Origin of the sequence: Litoreibacter janthinus, assembly GCF_900111945.1 — a bacterium.
Classification (GTDB): Bacteria; Pseudomonadota; Alphaproteobacteria; order Rhodobacterales; family Rhodobacteraceae; genus Litoreibacter; species Litoreibacter janthinus.
Genome location: NZ_FOYO01000001.1, coordinates 2,433,084 through 2,448,968, shown reverse-complemented (window position 1 = coordinate 2,448,968; position 15,885 = coordinate 2,433,084). Strand labels below are relative to the sequence as shown.

The following is a 15,885-nucleotide window of genomic DNA, read 5'->3' as shown; positions in this document are numbered from 1 at the left end:
GGTCTAACAGGTTCCAACTGGTTTTCTTCTGGGAAGGTGAGACATGGCCAAGTCAGGCAAATCTAGCGCGTCGCGCATCGCGGTGTGGGTCATTTTGCTCCTGTTGGTTGCGGGGCTTGCGGGCTTTGGGGCTGGTGGTCTGGGCGGAAATATTTCGTCCATTGGCAGCGTCGGCGAAACACCAATCACTGTCGCGGAATACCAACGTGGCCTTCAGCAAGAGATCGATTTCGAAGCGCGCCGACGCGGGCAACCCGTCTCTATGCAGACCGCGCTTCAAGAAGGCTTGGACCTGCGCGTCCGCGAACGTCTGGCCGCGACCACTGCCCTGACCGAAGAAGCCCGTGTGATGGGACTGTCTGTTGGCGACGCCGAAGTGCTGAGCCAGTTGCAGCAGGTCCCTGCCTTCCAAGGCCCAAGCGGCACTTTTGATCGGGACACCTATGAATTCGCTTTGGAACGCAGCAGCTTGCGCCCCGCCGATTTTGAGGATGATCTTCGCAGCACCGCCGCGCGACAGCTTCTTCAACAGTCCGTAACGGGCGGTTTGACCCTGAACGATGCATATGCAGAAACGCTCTACGGGTTCTTGGGCCAGCGCCGCTCCTTCCGTTGGGCCGAGTTGAGCGAAGAGCTTTTGGCGGGCCCAAATGCAACGCCCACGGATGCGCAATTGCAAACATTCTATGACGAGAATGGCACCCAATTCGAAACACCTGAAATTCGCAAGATCAGCTATGCTTGGCTTACGCCAGACATGCTTGTTGACGGCATTACGCCAAACGAGGACGAGTTGGTCGCGCTTTATGAAGAACGCTCCGGCGAGCTCAACCAGCCGGAGCGCCGCATCGTCGAGCGTTTGGGATTTGCTGATGTCGAGGCTGCGACTGCGGCCAAAGCCGCCATTGACGCGGGCGAAACCAGCTTTGATGATTTGGTAACAGATCGCGGGCTGACGCTGGAAGACGTCGATCAAGGCGAAGTATCTCGCGATGATCTGGACACCCCGATTGCCGACGCTGTTTTTGCGCTGACGGAACCCGGGATCACCGATCCGGTCGAAACGTCCCTTGGCCCTGCCCTTTACCGTGTGAACGCTGTACTTGAAGCACACGAGACCCCGTTCGAAGACGTGCGTGACGAGTTGGTCGCTGAAGCCGCCGCAGATCAAGCACGCCGCGCCGTGCTCGACAAGCTGGGCGAAGTCGAAGACCTTTTGGCCGGTGGCGCTACGCTGGAAGAATTGGGCAAAGATACAGAACTGGAATTCGGCCAGATCGACTACTCTGCCGCTGCAACTGACGGTATCGCCGGCTATGACAACTTCCGTGAAGAAGCCGAACGCCTGAACGAGGGCGACTTCCCCGAGGCGCGCGAACTCTCTGACGGAGGCATCTTTGCCGCGCGATTGGACGAGATCGTGCCACCCGAACTGCCCCCGCTGGCCAATATTCGCGACGATGTTGCAGCAGCTTGGGATGCCGCCGAAACCAAGCGTCGGCTGAGCGAATTGGGTGAAACCCTGAAAGCGCAGCTGGATGCAGGCACCGCTATGGAGGCCCTTGGGCTTTCGGGTCGGACCGAGACAGATCGCGGTCGCACGGACTTCATAGAGGACGTATCGCCAGCCCTTCTCATCACGGCTTTCGATCTGGAAAAAGCGTCGGAGACCGCGTTGATCCCGACCGCAGACGGCGCTTTGATCGTGGAACTCCTCGACATCTCCCCTGCGGATATGGACGCTGAGGAAGCCCAGAATTTCTTGGCGCAGCTTAGCCAGCAAGGCAGCGCAGGTCTGGCAGCCGACGTGTTCGAGCTTTATGGTCAAGCGGTGCAAGCGCGCCATGGCCTAACTCTTGATCAGGTCGCCGTGAACGCCGTTAACGCAAGTATCCGCTAAGCCATGGCGCTCTTCCCTGCATATGATGAATTCGCAGCGCGGTTTGACGCGGGCGAGAACCAAGTTGTCTACACACGCCTCGCGGCCGATCTGGACACCCCGGTTTCGCTGATGCTGAAACTGACCGCTGCGCAGCCGGACAGCTTTGTGCTGGAATCTGTGACGGGTGGCGAGGTCCGCGGACGGTATTCGATCATCGGCATGAAACCGGATCTGATCTGGCGCTGTCGGGGCGAGACGAGCGAATTGAACCGCTCTGCCCGCTTTGACCGCGAGGCGTTTGAGCCCTGCGAAAGCGACCCGCTGACGGCATTGCGTGAGGTTCTGGCTGAAAGCCGGATTGATTTACCAGAAGGGTTGCCGGCAGCCTCAGCGGGATTGTTTGGCTATCTGGGCTACGACATGATCCGACTGGTCGAACATTTGCCTGATGTGAACCCCGATCCGCTCGGCTTGCCCGATGCGGTGATGCAACGCCCTTCCGTGGTGGTGGTGTTGGACGGGGTCAAGGGCGAAGTGATCGTCGTCAGCCCCGCGTGGGCCGCACCCGGTCTGACTGCGCGCGCCGCCTATGCACAAGCGGCAGAGCGCGTGATGGACGCCGTGCGTGATCTTGACCGTGCGGTGCCCACAGATGCACGTGACTTTGGCGAAGAAACCGAAGTGGCGGAACCCGTGTCGAATTTCAGCCGTAGCGGCTATCTCGAAGCCGTCGAGAAGGCCAAAGAATACATCCGCGCGGGCGACATCTTTCAGGTCGTCCCGTCACAGCGCTGGACGCAGGATTTCCCGCTGCCGCCCTTCTCGCTTTACCGTGCGTTGCGGCGCACCAACCCATCCCCCTTTATGTTCTATTTCAACATGGGTGGATTCCAGATCGTTGGGGCCAGCCCCGAGATTCTGGTGCGGGTGTTCGGGCGCGAAGTAACTATTCGACCGATCGCAGGCACCCGCCCGCGCGGAGCGACCCCTGAGGAAGACCGCGCGCTGGAGGCCGATTTGTTAGCGGACCCGAAAGAATGTGCGGAGCATCTGATGCTCCTCGACCTCGGGCGCAATGATACGGGCAAAGTCTCCAAAATCGGCACGGTGACCCCGACCGAGAAATTCATTATCGAGCGGTATAGCCATGTGATGCACATCGTCTCGAACGTCACGGGAGAGTTGGCAGAGGATCAAGACGCGTTGTCAGCGCTGCTGTCCGGGCTGCCTGCGGGCACCGTCTCTGGCGCGCCAAAAGTGCGTGCGATGGAAATCATCGACGAGCTAGAGCCTGAAAAGCGTGGCATCTACGGGGGCGGCTGCGGGTATTTCTCGGCCAATGGCGACATGGATATCTGCATTGCGCTGCGGACGGGCATCGTCAAAGACGAAAAGCTTTACGTACAAGCAGGCGGCGGCGTGGTCTATGACAGCGACCCGGATGACGAGTTCGAAGAGACCGTTAACAAATCGAAGGCGTTGCGTATGGCTGCCAAAGAGGCAGGACTCTTCTTGCGTGGTGGGAACGGCTGATACTCTATGAACGTGACCTTACGAGGTTTCGTCCGCTAACATCACCGCAGAAACCGGCACCATCGCGACGCCTGCTTCTTTTTTCTCAAGCACCCATTCAACGATAGCTTTTACCGTTTCGGAATAGCTGCGTCCGACAACGACCACCGCCCCGTCGCGGTTGGCGTTAAACGCTGCGCGATCAAGGTAGCGTTTGATCTTGGGGCTTTCTTCCCGATCGGCGTCTAGAACCCGGAAAACTGTTGCGGCAGGGATATCCTCCCGGCGTGCGGCCTGTTGAGCGGTGTTGAGACCACGATCATAGGTGATCAGCCCGTGGCCGGAATTGCGAATGGCCCCTAGGACAGGCTGGAGCAGCGTGCGGTTCGACTGGATGCGTCCGTCCAACGGGTCCATCAGACCGACCGCTTGGTTTAGAATGTTGAAATAAGCCTCAACCGCAACAGCTACATCCCCGGGAGCAGACGCAGTCGGCAATTCGTTTGCAATTGCCACGACCTCAATACCTGCGGCGCGATAGGATTCCATAATCTGCGCGGCGTCAGGCTGGGTCGGGTCAATGGCGATCGTCACCGGCACGGAGAGCTTCATAAGGTCTTCGCGCGGAATGCCATCTTCGCCGCTGTCGATGAGGATCACACCGAACAAGGACTTTCCTTCGATCCCGGCAACCGGAGCACGGAAGTTGCGCAACGCTCCCAAATCCGCGGGAGGTTGTGCGGCGACTGGTTCAGGTGCCGCCTCGACGGGGGCACGCTGGACCAAAGAGCTTGCGCCGCCGCCGCCGACACTGGGAAGACGGTTGGTCACGACTCCGGAATCAACCTGCGGTAGGGTTATCGGTGTGTCAGCGGCTGCAACTTCAAGCGGCGCGTCCTCAGCAGTGGCCCCGATGGTTGGCAACGTGCTGGTGCGTGCTGGCGCTTCGTTTGTGACCGCGGGTTGCTCAGTCCCGACGACTGTCGGTTGTGGCAATTGCGATGGCAGCACGGTTGCAGAACCCGCATCAGTGCTATCCGTCACGCTTGGTGAACTGTCTGCGGTGGGGGCTTGCACGCCCGCTTCGACTTGCGTGACAGGCTCTGGTGTTGGGTCCGCCCGCGCAATTATGATTTCGTCATTGTTTTGGGCCGGAACAGCAGGCGCGCCCGGCACAGGACGCACGAGCGTCGCGTCGGAGGTCGCAATCTCGGCCGTCGGGCTCTCGGATTGCGTGGTGCTGCTTGAGTCAAGTTGCGGAACCGAGGGCTGAACCACGGGCGCATCTTGCTGAGGTTGAGTGACCTCGTCGGTTTGTGTCTCAGGGGCTGTGCTATCCGCGGCCACGGGCGCTTCTGTGACGCCGCTTTCGGTGGAGGCGGGCACAACTGGGGTTTCGGTGGCAAGCGGTGCCGCGCTGCTTTGCGTTTGCTCCGGGGAAACCGCATCGGAGGACTGGGTTTCGACAGCCAGCTTCGGTGCCGCGTCGATCTTGTCCTGCGGCAATGGCGCATAAAGCGACAGGATGGACATCACCACCACGCCCACCAGTCCGCCAGACACCAATCCTGTGCTTATTCCTTTGACCATCATCTTGATCCTCGCCCGCTCTTGTGCCGTTCACCGCAGCTTACGCACAGCCATTCGGGACATTGACGCCCTCGTTCTTCATGGGGACCGGATAAGCGGCCTTGACCCCGACGCGTAGCTCTGGGCATTTATACCGCGACACGGAAGGCGGTGGAAAGCCCTTTCCGAGCAAAGGGTAAGATGATGCTGCTATTGATCGATAATTACGACAGTTTCACGTACAATCTTGTGCATTTTTTCGGCGAACTCGGCGCTGAGATGAAGGTTGTCCGCAACGACGCAATTGACGTCCAGGCAGCAATGGCGCTGAACCCGCAAGGGATCGTTCTAAGCCCTGGCCCCAAAACACCGTCTGACGCGGGCATTTGTCTGGCCCTGACGGCTGCGGCGGCCGAAACGCGGACGCCCCTATTTGGCGTGTGTCTTGGGCATCAAACGATTGGCGAAGCCTTTGGCGGCAAGGTCGTGCGCCACAGCGAGATCGTGCACGGCAAAATGGGGCATTTCATTCACGAGGGCAAAAGTGTCTTCAAAGATCTGCCCTCGCCGTTCGACGCCACCCGTTACCATTCCTTGGTCGTTGACCGCGCCACCCTGCCCGATGTGCTTGAAGTCACTGCAGAGCTGGAGGACGGCACCATCATGGGCCTGCAGCATCGCGAGTTGCCGATTCACGGGGTTCAGTTCCACCCTGAAAGCATTGCGTCGCAGCATGGTCATCAGATGCTGCAGAACTTTCTTGATATTTTGCCTAGCAAAGCAGGGATTGCGGCATGAGCGATGATCTAAAACCGCTCATCGGGATCGCCGCCGACCGTCCCCTGACCCGCGCTGAGGCGGAGGTGGCCTTCAAGGCCCTGTTCGAAGGTCGCGCAACACCCAGCCAGATTGGCGGTCTGCTGATGGCCTTGCGCACCCGTGGCGAGACGGTGGAGGAATACGCTGCCGCCGCCGCCGTGATGAGGGCCAAGTGTCACCCCGTCATTGCTCCCGAAGGTGCGATGGACATTGTCGGCACCGGTGGTGACGGCAAAGGGACGCTCAACATCTCGACAGCGACGGCCTTCGTGGTAGCGGGAGCTGGTGTCGTTGTGGCCAAGCATGGCAACCGAAATCTGTCTTCGAAATCCGGCGCGGCGGATGCTTTGGGCGCCATGGGGATCAACGTCATGGTCGGCGCGGACGTGGTGACGCGGGCAATCTCCGAAATCGGGATCGGCTTCATGATGGCCCCGATGCACCACCCCGCCATTGCCCATGTGATGCCGACCCGTACCGAGTTGGGCACACGGACAATTTTCAATATTCTCGGGCCACTGACCAACCCTGCCGGAGTGAAGAGACAGCTCACCGGCGCGTTTTCCGCTGATCTGATCCGCCCGATGGCCGAGACTTTGTTGGCGCTTGGATCCGAAAAGGCATGGCTGGTGCATGGGGGCGATGGCACGGACGAGCTGGCAATCTCTGCCCCGTCGAAAGTGGCCGTTCTTGAAAACGGCACCGTGCGCGACATAGAGATCGCTCCGGAAGATGCAGGCCTGACACCACATCCGTTTGAAGATATTTTGGGCGGATCGCCTCAAGAAAATGCCGTCGCGTTTCGCGCGCTGCTGAACGGTGAGCCGTCTGCCTATCGCGACGCCGTGTTGTTGAATTCTGCCGCCGCTTTGGTCGTAGCTGACAAGGCCGCGAACTTGCGCGAAGGTGTGGACATGGCACGCGCCAGCATCGACAGTGGTGCTGCAAAATCCAAGGTGGATGCCTTGGCAAAACTGACTTCGGAGGCCGTATGAGCACCCCTACCGTTCTGGAAAAGATCAAAGCTTACAAGCTTGAAGAGGTTGCGGCCCGCAAGGCGGAACGGAGCCTTGAGGATCTACAGGCTGCTGCGGCAGACGCGCCCGCCCCGCGCGGTTTTGCCGATGCGCTGGCGGATGCCGCCATCAGCGGTTACGGCCTGATTGCTGAGATCAAAAAGGCCAGCCCGTCCAAAGGCGTGATCCGCGATGATTTTGATGTGCCTGAGCTTGCCAAAGCCTACGCCGCGGGGGGCGCCACCTGTCTGAGCGTGCTGACCGATACGCCCTCTTTCCAAGGGGCAGACGAGTTTCTGGTGCAGGCGCGTGAAGCCTGTGATTTGCCGGTGCTGCGCAAGGATTTCCTTTATGATCCTTATCAGGTTTTCGAGTCCCGCGTTCTCGGGGCCGATTGCATTCTGATTATAATGGCGTCCGTCGACGACGTGTTGGCGCTTGAGTTGGAAGACACGGCTATGCGGCTTGGCATGGATGTTCTGGTCGAGGTGCATAACGCCGAAGAACTGGAGCGCGCTCTGACTCTCAAAAGCCCGCTCTTGGGGATCAACAACCGCGACTTGCACACCTTCGACGTCACGCTCGACACGACCCGCAAGCTGGCCCGCCAAGTGCCCGAGGATAAGTTGATCGTCGCAGAAAGCGGATTGTTCGAGCCGTCCGATCTTTCCGATCTTGCGCGCTATGGGGCACGCTGTTTCTTGATTGGCGAGAGTCTGATGCGCCAAGACGACGTGGCCGCTGCCACGCGTCATATCCTCAGCGACAAACCCATGACCGGGGGCATGTAAGTGTCCGAACTGACCCATTTCGACGGTGAAGGCCATGCGCATATGGTCGATGTGTCCGATAAGAAAGTGACATCGCGCGTCGCTGTCGCAGAAGGCTGCGTCAAAATGCTGCCCGAGACATTTGCGCTGATCACCGAAGGTCGTGCGAAAAAAGGCGATGTGCTGGGTGTCGCGCGATTGGCCGGAATTATGGGTGCAAAGAAATGCTCCGACCTGATCCCGCTTTGCCATCCTTTGCCGATCACCAAAGTCTCGGTTGAGATGACGCCAGACGCCTCGCTACCCGGAATTCGAATTGAGGCCACCGTCAAAACAACCGGCCAAACGGGCGTGGAAATGGAAGCGCTTACCGCTGTCTCGACTGCCGCGCTAACGATATATGATATGGTCAAGGCCGCTGAAAAGACCATGGAGATCAGCGGTATACGCCTCGTTCTTAAGGATGGCGGCAAGTCGGGACTGTTCGAGGCCAAGCGCGGATGATCTCGGTCGCCGAGGCGCTGGCAGAGGTTTTGAAGCTGGGCGCACCGGTTGACGCCGAGATGGTGCCGCTGTCCGAAGCTGACGGGCGCGTTTTGGCCGAGGACGTCGCTGCCACCCGCAACCAACCTCCCTTCTCGGCCTCCGCAATGGACGGCTACGCCGTTTCGACCGAGAAAGTTGCCGAGGGAGACAGCTTTTCTGTGATTGGAGAGGCTGCTGCAGGACACCGATTTGAGGGCTTGGTCAGCGCTGGCCAAGCGGTGAGGATATTTACTGGCGCGCCTTTGCCCGAAGGCGGCGTTCGCGTGATTATTCAGGAAGACGTAACGCGCGAAGGCGACAAGATAACCCTCAAAGGTGATCTTGATGGCGGCCATCATGTCCGCCCTGCCGGAGGTGATTTCAAGATCGGCGATGTGCTGAGCGCGCCGCGAAGGCTGACCTCATTCGATGTGGCCCTGTTGGCTTCGATGAATGTGCCGCGGGTGCCTGTCCGCCGCCGCCCTGTCGTCGCAATCATTGCAACAGGTGACGAACTTGTCAGCCCCGGGGAAACCCCGCGCGATGACCAGATCATTGCTTCCAATTCCCTTGGCCTTGCCGCTCTGTTCCAGCGCGCGGGTGCGGCGACGCGCTTGCTGCCTATCGCCAAGGATACGCCAGCATCGCTTGAAATGGCCCTCTCGCTCGCCGCAGGCTCCGACTTGCTGGTGACCATCGGCGGCGCGTCGGTCGGCGATCATGATATCGTGGCCGAAGTGGCGGGAACGATGGGGCTGGAACGCGAATTCTACAAAGTTGCTATGCGCCCCGGAAAGCCTTTGATGGCAGGCAGGATCGGCGGGATGGCAATGATTGGCCTGCCGGGCAATCCCGTTTCCTCCATGGTGTGTGGCGAGGTGTTTGTCCTCCCGCTTCTGGACCGTTTCCTAGGCTTGACCGCCGGAGCGCGTCGGCGCGTCCAGATGACACTTTCTGAACCGTTAGAGTCCAACAGCCATCGAGAGCATTACATGCGCGCTGCAATTGATGGCGACGCGGTCAAAGCCTTTGCACGACAGGATAGTTCTCTGCTTACGGTGCTGGCCCGTGCCAACGCGCTTATCGTGCGCCCGCCCAATGACCCAGCCCGCGCCGCCGGGGAGATGGTTGAGGTTATCCGGCTCTAAGCGTTGACACAAAACAAGAACAGCGGTAGAACATCGGAGAACATAGCGCAAAAATGCGCTGCCATCAGGGAGTTCTGAGCCGATGCTGACAAAGAAACAGCTGGACCTGTTGAAATTCATTCACGGCCGCATTCAACGCGACGGGGTTCCACCCTCATTTGACGAAATGAAGGATGCGTTGGACCTGCGCTCTAAATCCGGCATTCACCGCCTGATCACGGCTCTGGAAGAGCGTGGTTTTATTCAACGTCTTGCGCATAAGGCGCGGGCTTTGGAAATCGTTAAACTTCCCGATGCGATGGAAGGCAACGGCTTTCAGCCGCGCGTGATAGAAGGCAACCGCCCTGCTGCAAACCCGAAGGCTATGGCGCTGGAAGGGGTCCATGCGCTGGAACTTCCAGTGATGGGTCGTATCGCAGCGGGTACACCAATCGAAGCGATCAGCGAGGTGTCGCACCACGTGGCTGTCCCCGGATCGATGTTGTCGGGCAATGGTCATCATTATGCGCTTGAGGTCAAAGGCGACTCGATGATCGAAGCCGGGATCAATGACGGCGATGTTGTTGTGATCCGCGAGCAGATCACTGCGAATAACGGCGATATTGTTGTGGCGCTTGTCGAGGGTCAGGAAGCGACGTTGAAGCGGTTCCGCCGCCATGGGTCTTCTATTGCGCTTGAGCCTGCAAACTCTGCCTATGAAACGCGTGTGCTGCCCGACAATATGGTGAAAGTTCAAGGGCGTTTGGTCGGGTTGATCCGATCCTACTGAGAGCGGTCTTTTTGATGTGATACCCACAGCCGGTCGCCCTGCAGCGATCGGCTGTTTTCGTATCTGAGGCCGTGATCCGTCACATAGATGGCAATTGCCCCATCGCGCCGAAAATGCGGTGCTGCCCACCCCTTGCATCCTGTAGGCAGGGCTTGTTCCAGACGCGGTACGACCACCAGATCATGTGCCGCGCACAGCGCAGCGATATCGATTTTTTCGGGGTTGGCCGCATCGAAAACAATGCTCGTCTTTGCCAGATCGAATTGCAGCTTGTTCGCCAAATAGCCCGACCGTTGTGCTGCGTCAGCTTGGCCCGCACTGTCCCCGTCATTTTCCAACCAAACCTGAGCTGCGAAGCCGTCGCCCTTGGGCTTGTTCAGCCCGCGCTGCCCGTCCTGCATCACCCCGACCAAGCGCCCGCTGTCCGAGATCAGAACGTCTGGACGCTCTGCCTGCATCCAAAGAAGCAGGGCGACACCGATTGGTGCCAACCCGAATAACCGCCCTGCCCCTTGCCACACACAAAGCTGCAAACCACCGATTGACACTAGCGGCAGGACCCAAGGTCCGGGGGCAACGATTGCCCGAGTGCTGCCGTCCAAACCTGACACGGACTCGGCCACATACAAAATCCATGCAAGCCCTTGCTGCATCACCCACAGGCCCGCGCTCTCCAAACCCAATGGAATTAGGGCAGCCGCCAGCAAGGCTCCGGGCATGACGACGAAGCCCATGACGGGCACCGAGAGCAAATTCGCTATCAAACCAAACTGGGCGAACTGGTTGAAATGTGCGGCACCAAAGGGTGCGGTCGCGGCACCGGCTATGAATGATGACACAAGCAGGGAGGCGGCGCCCGACACCCATTTCGGCAATCGGAGAAACAGCGCGCGATCCCTTAGAAAAGCGAAGACAGCGACCAGTGCGGTGGTGGCGGCGAATGACATCTGGAAGCCCGGCGTCACGAGGGCCTCGGGCGTTAAGAGAAGAATAAGAAGCGCGGCAATAGCGACAGCCCGGAGGGTCAGCGCCGGTCGTTCAACACAGATGGCCAACAGCATAACCGAGACCATTATAAACGCGCGTTGTGTGGCGACATTCGCGCCGGACACTCCCAAATACGCCAAAGCGGCGCATAACGCGACACATGCTGCGATCTTGCGAACAGGCAGTCGAAGCGCCAGCGGCTGGCTTAGCGCCAACCCGAGCCGGACAATGGCAAAGACCGCCCCGGTCAAAAGCCCCATATGCAGCCCAGAAATAGCCAAGAGATGTGCCAGATTGGATGCCCGCAATGCCTCCAACAAAGTCGGATCCAGATCGGACCGGTCCCCCGTTATGATAGCCGCAGCGAAAGGGCCTTCCTGGGCACCCATGCGGGATTTAATTGCTTCGGCAAGCGTCCGGCGCGCGGCATAAAGCCGTAACGATAATCCGGTGTCCAGGGGGTCTGCAGGCTTTGATCGAAGCGTAGGGTTTCGCGTATAGCCAAGCGCGCCAAGTTGCTGGAACCAAAGGCTGCGCTGGAAATCGTAGCCACCCGGTTCTACAGGCCCCGAAGGAGGGCCAAGATGGCCTGTTGTCATCACGACATCGCCAGCTGCGAACGGAATGCCTAGGTCGGGCCCATGTAGCGAGATGCGGACACGTATCGGCGTCTTCTCGGGTGACATACGCGCCAGTCTTATTTGATCTAACGTCAACCGTGGTTTTTGCGATGCAGATTTGTCTATCGCCACGATACGCCCCTCGATTGGACCGTAGTAGCGATATCCCAACACTGGTGCGGTGACCGCATGGCTGCGGAAACTTGCAACGGCAGCACCCGCAACTATCAGCGATAACGCCCAAAGTACGACAGAGGTCCAGCAAGCCCGATGCCGACCGAAACGGGCCGCCGCAAGCCAGACTAGTCCCAGTGTTACGAACAAACCTAAAAAACTTGTCCAGTGCGGCTCGGCCCGGGCAAGAAAGTAAGCACCAATACCGACGCCAACACAAACCGGCGCCCATGGGAACAGGTGGCCTTGCTGTTGGCCAAAGATTTCCAAGACACTGGCGGAAAGCCTGTTTGACTTAGGGGGCTGCCCGTCGTCGCCTACCCTTGTCTCCATCACCGTGATTGCCTAAACCTGAGCGCAAATGGGTCAGCCTGTCTGGCCTTGTCCCCTTGCGCATATCCTGCTCGAACATGCTTTCCAAAAGGTTAAAACCCTCATGACTGATGCCCCCGTGGTTACCCGCTTCGCCCCGTCCCCGACGGGTTACCTGCATATTGGCGGCGCGCGCACTGCGCTTTTCAATTGGCTCTATGCGCGCGGTCGCGGTGGAAAGTTCCTGCTACGGATCGAAGACACGGACCGGGCACGCTACACACCAGAGGCGACGCAGGCCATTTTGGATGGATTGAGCTGGTTGGGCCTTGATTGGGACGGGGATGCGACTAGTCAATTCGAGAGCGCCAGTCGTCATGCAGAGGTGGCACGTGAGATGCTGGCCGCTGGGACAGCTTATAAGTGTTTCTCGACACAAGAGGAGATCGAAGGTTTCCGTGAGGCCGCTCGGGCGGACGGGCGTTCCACCCTGTTCCGCTCGCCTTGGCGCGATGTGCCTGACGCCGATCACCCAGACGCGCCTTATGTGATCCGTATCAAAGCGCCGCAAGAGGGCGAGATCACCATTCAGGACGCCGTGCAAGGCAGCGTAACGTGGAAGGCCGATGCACTGGATGACATGGTTTTGCTTCGTTCTGATGGCAGCCCTGTTTACATGCTGGCTGTTGTAGTTGACGACCATGATATGGGCGTAACCCATGTGATCCGCGGCGACGATCACCTTGCCAACGCGGCCCGTCAGTCGATGATTTATACCGCCATGGGGTGGGACCTGCCCGTGTTCGCCCATATCCCACTGATTCACGGACCCGATGGCAAGAAACTTTCGAAACGTCACGGGGCCTTGGGCGTGATGGAATACGCGGCAATGGGCTACACCCCCGCTGGAATGCGCAACTATCTGGCTCGCCTGGGCTGGAGCCATGGTGACGACGAAGTCTTCACCACCGAGCAAGCTAAAGATTGGTTTGATCTGAGCGGGATCGGGAAAGCTCCGGCGCGGCTGGATTTTAAGAAAATGGAAAACATTAACCGCCATCAGATCGGCATGAGTGATTCCGAGACCATGTTGCGCGACGTCCAAAGCTATCTGGCCGCAACTGGCAATGCCCCCTTGCCCGAGGAAAAGGCGAAGGCGTTTGAGGCGGCGTTTGATCAGATGGACGTGGCAGATAAAACCGTCGGCGATCTGCTGGCAAAATTCGCGTTTGTTCTGGATGAACCACCCTTCACGCTGGGCGAAAAGGAAGCAAGTATTCTCGATCCGGTATCCCGTGGTATACTGACGCAATTGACGCCGCACCTGCAAACTGCTAGCTGGAACCGTGAGGCGTTAGAGCAGATTGTTATGGAGTTTGCTGAGACGCAGGATCTCAAATTTGGGAGACTTGCTGGCCCACTTCGAGTTGCCCTTTCGGGCAGGGCAGTTTCCCCAAGTGTCTTTGACATGATGATGGTCATTGGACGCGATGAGACGCTTTTAAGGCTGGCTGCGATTGCCAGTTAATGGCCCTTGCCGAAGGTCGGCGAGGAGATAAGAGAACAACAAGCCGGATGGCAGAAATGCCATTTATAACAGGAGGTTGCGACCGCGCACACCTCCAGACACACGAAAGGTGAATGTATGTCCGACAAATCCGCACGATTGATTATTGGTAATAACGAAATCGAGTTGCCGATCTATTCCCCGACTGTGGGGCCTGATGTCGTCGACATCACCAAACTCTATGCGCAAGGCGACGTGTTCACCTACGACCCTGGCTTTACGTCAACCGCAGCCTGCGACAGCACCATCACCTTCATCGATGGCGCCAAAGGCGAATTGCTGCACCGCGGCTATCCGATCGACCAATTGGCCGAAAAGTCCCATTATTTAGAAGTTTGCTACCTGCTGCTATACGGCGAGCTGCCATCTGCGACAGAGCTGGAAGACTTCGAATCCCGCGTGACTAACCACACGATGGTTCACGAGCAAATGCACAATTTCTTCCGTGGTTTCCGCCGCGATGCTCACCCGATGGCTACGCTCGTGGGCGTCGTAGGTGCGATGTCGGCATTCTACCACGACAGCACCGATATCAACGACGAGTGGCAGCGCGAAGTCGCAGCGATCCGTCTGATTGCTAAGCTGCCGACAATTGCGGCGATGGCGTTCAAATACTCCATCGGGCAACCATTCGTGTATCCCCGCAACGATCTCGATTACGCCGCGAACTTCTTGCATATGTGTTTCTCTGTTCCTGCGGAGAAATACGAAGTGGACCCCATTCTGGCGCGCGCCATGGACCGCATCTTCACGTTGCACGCAGATCACGAGCAGAATGCATCGACTTCGACCGTGCGCTTGGCATCGTCATCCGGCGCGAACCCGTTCGCCTGTATCGCAGCGGGCATCGCTTGTCTGTGGGGCCCTGCACACGGCGGCGCAAACCAAGCGTGCCTAGAAATGCTGGAAGAAATCGGCACTGTCGATCGTATTCCCGAGTTCATCGCGCGTGCCAAAGACAAGAACGATCCGTTCCGACTGATGGGATTCGGCCACCGCGTGTACAAGAATTTCGATCCGCGCGCGAAGGTGATGAAGCAATCGGCTGACGAGGTCCTTGACCTTCTGGGCGTCGAGAACAACCCCAAGCTGCAGGTCGCGAAAGAGCTTGAAAAGCAAGCACTGAACGACCCGTATTTCGCAGAAAAGAAACTGTTCCCGAACGTCGACTTCTACTCCGGCATCATTCTGGAAGCGATGGGTTTCCCGACTTCGATGTTCACGCCAATCTTCGCATTGGCCCGGACGGTTGGCTGGATTTCCCAGTGGAAAGAGCAGATTTCGGATCCGAACCTCAAAATCGGCCGCCCGCGCCAGCTCTACACGGGCGAAGCGTTGCGAGACTACATCGACATCGAAAACCGCTAAGTATCAAGGCCACCTTCGGGTGGCCTTTTTCTTTTCTTGCTCAGCGCCCTTCGTAATTCGCCGCACGCTTGTCTAGAAACGCCAAAACGCCCTCGCGGAAGTCATGGGTCTTGCCGCACTCGCCCTGAAGCTTTGCTTCTAAAAGTAGCTGTTTCTCTAGATCGTTCTCGAAGCTCGACCGCATGATCTTTTTGACCCGCGCGTAGGCCTCCGTTGGCCCGTTGGCCAGATGGGTCGCACGGTTCTTCCAATGCTGGGCAAACTCTTCATCCGCGACTGATTCCCAAATCATCCCCATTGCGCTGGCCTGATCCGCGGTAAGCGGCTCGGCAAACAATGCGGCCCCCATGGCCTTTGCTAACCCAACCTGACGCGGAAGGAAGTAGCTGCCGCCTGCATCAGGAATAAGCCCGATGCGTGTGAACGCCTGCAAGAACACTGCGGATCGGGTGGCAATGACCACATCCGCTGCCAATGCAAGGTTGGCCCCTGCCCCCGCCGCTGGCCCATTTACCGCCGAGATGGTCGGGATTCGACAATTGTAGATCGCCATCAGCATTGGGACGTATTCGTCGCGCAAGGTGCGCTCCAGGTCGGTCGAAGCGACGCTCGCGCGATCCCCCAAATCCTGACCAGAGCAGAATGCCCGTCCCTTACCCGTAAGCACCAGCACTCGAGCTGTGGATTCGGCAGCTTTGACCGCATGCAGTATTTCTGCTCGCATCTGCGTGTTGAGCGCATTCATCACCTCGTCACGGGTGAATTCTATGATCGCAACGTTGTTGCTGACATTCAGCCGCAAGGTTTCGTATTGCATCGGGCTTCTCCAATTCAGATGTTGGACGCT

General features: G+C 58.5%; 13 protein-coding genes. 10 read left to right on the top strand and 3 right to left on the bottom strand.

From position 1 onward, the window contains the following. Positions 1–43 precede the first annotated feature (43 nt). Both BM352_RS12260 and trpE read left to right on the top strand, forming a co-directional pair. Positions 44–1,900 (top strand): peptidylprolyl isomerase, encoded by a 1,857-nt coding sequence (locus tag BM352_RS12260; RefSeq protein WP_090217198.1) that lies wholly within the window; start codon positions 44–46, stop codon positions 1,898–1,900. Positions 1,901–1,903: 3 nt separating this feature from the next. Next, positions 1,904–3,415: an anthranilate synthase component I gene (trpE, locus tag BM352_RS12255; protein ID WP_090217196.1), complete on the top strand. Its 1,512-nt coding sequence runs from the start codon at positions 1,904–1,906 to the stop codon at positions 3,413–3,415. Positions 3,416–3,433: 18 nt separating this feature from the next. Here the strand turns inward: trpE and BM352_RS12250 are convergent, their stop codons facing one another. Continuing rightward, positions 3,434–4,984, bottom strand: coding sequence for a divergent polysaccharide deacetylase family protein (locus BM352_RS12250; RefSeq protein ID WP_175500674.1), 1,551 nt, complete (start codon positions 4,982–4,984; stop codon positions 3,434–3,436). Positions 4,985–5,167: 183 nt separating this feature from the next. On the opposite strand from BM352_RS12250, the gene BM352_RS12245 reads away from it, so the two are divergent. The 6 genes from BM352_RS12245 to lexA all read left to right on the top strand — a co-directional run bounded on the left by BM352_RS12245 (position 5,168) and on the right by lexA (position 10,010). After that, positions 5,168–5,761, top strand: a complete 594-nt coding sequence (locus tag BM352_RS12245; RefSeq protein WP_090217193.1) for an anthranilate synthase component II — start codon at positions 5,168–5,170, stop codon at positions 5,759–5,761. After that, on the top strand, positions 5,758–6,777 hold the full coding sequence (trpD, locus tag BM352_RS12240; protein WP_090217191.1) for an anthranilate phosphoribosyltransferase: 1,020 nt from the start codon (positions 5,758–5,760) through the stop codon (positions 6,775–6,777). The genes BM352_RS12245 and trpD overlap by 4 nt, the downstream gene beginning before the upstream one ends. Then, on the top strand, positions 6,774–7,589 hold the full coding sequence (gene trpC / locus BM352_RS12235; protein ID WP_090217189.1) for an indole-3-glycerol phosphate synthase TrpC: 816 nt from the start codon (positions 6,774–6,776) through the stop codon (positions 7,587–7,589). The genes trpD and trpC overlap by 4 nt, the downstream gene beginning before the upstream one ends. Next, positions 7,590–8,072 (top strand): cyclic pyranopterin monophosphate synthase MoaC, encoded by a 483-nt coding sequence (moaC, locus tag BM352_RS12230; protein WP_090217187.1) that lies wholly within the window; start codon positions 7,590–7,592, stop codon positions 8,070–8,072. It begins immediately after the preceding gene. Next, the gene (locus tag BM352_RS12225; protein ID WP_090217186.1) at positions 8,069–9,241 is read left to right on the top strand and encodes a molybdopterin molybdotransferase MoeA; all 1,173 of its coding nucleotides are present in this window, start codon (positions 8,069–8,071) and stop codon (positions 9,239–9,241) included. The genes moaC and BM352_RS12225 overlap by 4 nt, the downstream gene beginning before the upstream one ends. An 82-nt stretch (positions 9,242–9,323) precedes the next feature. Beyond that, positions 9,324–10,010: a transcriptional repressor LexA gene (lexA, locus tag BM352_RS12220; protein ID WP_090217184.1), complete on the top strand. Its 687-nt coding sequence runs from the start codon at positions 9,324–9,326 to the stop codon at positions 10,008–10,010. On the opposite strand, the gene BM352_RS12215 is transcribed toward lexA, so the two are convergent. Then, a complete protein-coding gene (locus tag BM352_RS12215) occupies positions 10,004–12,124 on the bottom strand; it encodes a ComEC/Rec2 family competence protein (RefSeq protein WP_090217182.1) in 2,121 nt (706 codons plus the stop codon). The two genes, lexA and BM352_RS12215, sit on opposite strands and share 7 nt — an antisense overlap. 103 nt (positions 12,125–12,227) lie before the next feature. Here BM352_RS12215 and gltX point away from each other — a divergent pair, with 103 nt between their 5' ends. Continuing rightward, complete coding sequence (gene gltX / locus BM352_RS12210; protein ID WP_090220227.1) at positions 12,228–13,631, top strand: glutamate--tRNA ligase; 1,404 nt, start codon at positions 12,228–12,230, stop codon at positions 13,629–13,631. 117 nt (positions 13,632–13,748) lie between these two features. Continuing rightward, positions 13,749–15,038: a citrate synthase gene (locus tag BM352_RS12205; protein ID WP_090217181.1), complete on the top strand. Its 1,290-nt coding sequence runs from the start codon at positions 13,749–13,751 to the stop codon at positions 15,036–15,038. Positions 15,039–15,078: 40 nt separating this feature from the next. Here the strand turns inward: BM352_RS12205 and BM352_RS12200 are convergent, their stop codons facing one another. After that, the gene (locus tag BM352_RS12200) at positions 15,079–15,855 is read right to left on the bottom strand and encodes an enoyl-CoA hydratase-related protein (protein WP_090217179.1); all 777 of its coding nucleotides are present in this window, start codon (positions 15,853–15,855) and stop codon (positions 15,079–15,081) included. Between the last annotated feature and the right edge of the window lie 30 nt (positions 15,856–15,885).